3 protein-coding genes are annotated in these 2,699 nt (G+C 71.7%); 2 read left to right on the top strand and 1 reads right to left on the bottom strand.

From position 1 onward, the window contains the following. Positions 1–776: amidohydrolase family protein (locus tag ABZW32_RS36400; RefSeq protein ID WP_356224669.1), on the top strand; the 776-nt coding region annotated here is incomplete at its 5' end. A gap of 364 nt (positions 777–1,140) precedes the next feature. On the opposite strand, the gene ABZW32_RS36405 is transcribed toward ABZW32_RS36400, so the two are convergent. Next, the gene (locus ABZW32_RS36405) at positions 1,141–1,740 is read right to left on the bottom strand and encodes an SMI1/KNR4 family protein (RefSeq protein ID WP_356224671.1); all 600 of its coding nucleotides are present in this window, start codon (positions 1,738–1,740) and stop codon (positions 1,141–1,143) included. A gap of 281 nt (positions 1,741–2,021) precedes the next feature. Here ABZW32_RS36405 and ABZW32_RS36410 point away from each other — a divergent pair, with 281 nt between their 5' ends. Then, complete coding sequence (locus tag ABZW32_RS36410; protein ID WP_356224673.1) at positions 2,022–2,552, top strand: EF-hand domain-containing protein; 531 nt, start codon at positions 2,022–2,024, stop codon at positions 2,550–2,552. The last annotated feature ends 147 nt before the right edge of the window (positions 2,553–2,699 follow it).

Below are 2,699 nucleotides of genomic sequence, written 5' to 3' on the forward strand. Positions count from 1 at the left end.
GGGACGACTCGGTACCCTGCTGCGAGAGCCGTCCGAACTTCGCCCGGATCGCGGACGGCGTCGACGCCGTCCGCGCCGCGGCCCGTGACGAGTTCCGCAAGGGCGCCGCCCACCTGAAAGTGCTGCTCTCCGGCGGGGTGGCCTCGCCGCACGACGAGATCGCCGCCGTCCAGTACAGCGAGGCGGAGATCCGCGCCGCCGTGGAGGAGGCGGAGAACCACAACCGGTACGTCACCGTGCACGCCTACCACCCGCGTGCCATAGACCGGGCCTTGCGGGCGGGCGTGCGCTGCGTCGAGCACGGCAACCTGATCGACGACGCGACCGTCGCCCTGCTGCTGGAGCAGGACGCCTTCCTGGTGCCCACCCTGGTCGCGTACGAGCGGACGGCGGAGCTCGGACGGCAGTCCGGCCTGCCGGAGTCGTCCTGTCACAAGCTCACCGAAGTCCGCGACCACGGGCTGGCCGCCCTGGAGAAGGCCCACCGGGCGGGGGTCAATCTGGTCTACGGCAGTGACCTGCTCGGGCCGCTGCACTCGGCCCAGTTGGAGGAGTTCACGCTGCGTGCCGAGGTCCAGCCCGCCGCGGACGTGATCCGCTCCGCCACCAGCACGGCGGCCCGCCTGCTGCGGATGGAGGGCGAGATCGGCACCCTCGCGCCGGGCGCGCACGCCGACCTGCTCGTCGTGGACGGCGACCCCCTGGCGGACCTGGCCGTCCTCACCCGTCCCGAGCGCCACCTTCGGCACGTGGTCAAAGCCGGTGCCGTCCTCTGAAAAGGGCTGCCGCTACCGGCCTTGAGCCTTTCCAGCCTCACGCTGACGCGTGATGCGGGAGGAGGACGGCCTGGTCGCCCGGCGGCAGGGTTTCGGGGCCACGCACCACGTCTCGCAACGCTTACGGTGCGGACACTCTGCCGAGGCGGCGTCCGGTGCGGCCGGCCACCGCCGTCATCCCTGAGCACGGGGGGCGAGAGCTGGCCTGAGCACCCGGGCCAGGTGCGGGCGCACCGCAGCGGCGGGCGGGAGGGGGAGTTCGTCGTCCGGGGCGGTGTCCCAGCGGACGCCGTAGGAAGGGGGCATCGCCACCCTCTCGCCGACATTCGGGCGTTGTCGGCACATCACCGTGCCTGGGACACCACTACAGCCGTCCTTGCTGTTCGCCTGCGTAGCGAGGGTGGGCCTGGCTGGGCAGTAGGTCCCAGGAGTTGCGCCCCAGCCACTGGCCGAAGGTGACCGGTGGGCCGTCGCCGGCGGGGTCGAGGCGGAGCGGGACGATGAGGTCGCAGGAGGCGCGTCCGTCCCACCACATCGTGCCGGCCAGGGGTCCGGAGACCACGAGCAGGGTGGAGAACCCGCAGCCGTGTTCCTGGAGGCGCATCGCGCCGGCTGTACGCCGGTCCTCGAACTCCTCGCACTCCTCGTCCCAGGCCTTCCAGGAAGCCGTGAACCCGGCTGGGTCGTCGAAGTCTGCCTCTCTGGGCTCGCGATCCACCAGGGCCGCGTCGGCTTCCAGGTAGGAGTCGGGGTGGGGAAACGGCTCGGACAGCAGGTCCGCCCGCAGGGTGTCGTCCCCCGGCCACCGCCAGCCGTGCTCGGTCCGCACCACACCGAAGCCGTGGACATCCGGACCGCACAAGTACCGGCGATAGTCGGCAGGGAAGCGGACGCCGAGCGTTCGCTCGGCATCGGCGACCTCGGTCTCGGTCAGCGGAGGCCGCAAGGTGGCGGGTCTGTCCATGCGGGCAGCCTATGCAGCGGCCGCAGAGGACTCCGATCCCGAGTCCACGTTGGCAACCCTCCCATTGCTCGAAGCTGAGATTCTGCAGGTGGTGGCGGCCCGGCCCGGGTCCGTATCGGCGGAGGGCCGGGCTGCGACTTCGTGTACGGGCGGTCCGCGGAGCGGCCCGACCGGTCCTCACGCCGTTCGCTGGGCCAGTTCGGTTCTGTGCAGTGTCCACATGCCGCCCGGGGGCGTTCCTCAGGGAGTAGACGTGCGATCGGGCTATGGAGGGTGACGGAATGTCGGACACTGCGAAGCGGCGTATCTTCACGATGCTGGATGCCGATGGAGACGGCGTGATCACCCGTGGCGAGTACCTCGCGCGGGTCGACCGGGCGGCTGCGGCCTGTGGCCGCGATCCGCAGCACCCCCTCGTCGGCGCCGCCCGTGCGGCTCATGAGGAGGTGTTCCGGCAGATGGACGCGAACGGCGACGGGGCCGTCACCCTCGAGGAGTACAGCGGCTGGGCCGGCCACGATGCCTTCGAGGAGTCCTGCAGGCCCGCCCTCGGCTCCCTGTTCGACCTCGCCGACCTGGACGGCGACGGACATCTCACCCGTGACGAGTTCACCCTGCTGCGGACAGCCACCGGCAACAGCTCCCGGGGCGCGGCAGCCGCGTTCACCGCCCTCGACCCAGGCGGTGCCGGCACCGTCCACCGGAGCACCTACCTGGCTGCGATCCATGACTACCTCACCACCGGCACCTCCCCCATGGCCGACGCCTACCCCCACGACCACCCGGCCCCGGCACAGACGCTCACCCGCTGAGAAGACCGGCACGAACACGGGACATCCGCCTGCAGGCCGCAAAGGCACGGGCCGCCCCGAGCGCTGCGGTCTGCCGGCCCCGTACGACCACGACCGGCCCCTCTGCAACGGGCCCACCCGCCAGGACTTCGCGGATGGGACGAGGAC

Source organism: Streptomyces sp. NPDC004667 (genome assembly GCF_040609475.1).
Lineage (GTDB): Bacteria > Actinomycetota > Actinomycetes > Streptomycetales > Streptomycetaceae > Streptomyces.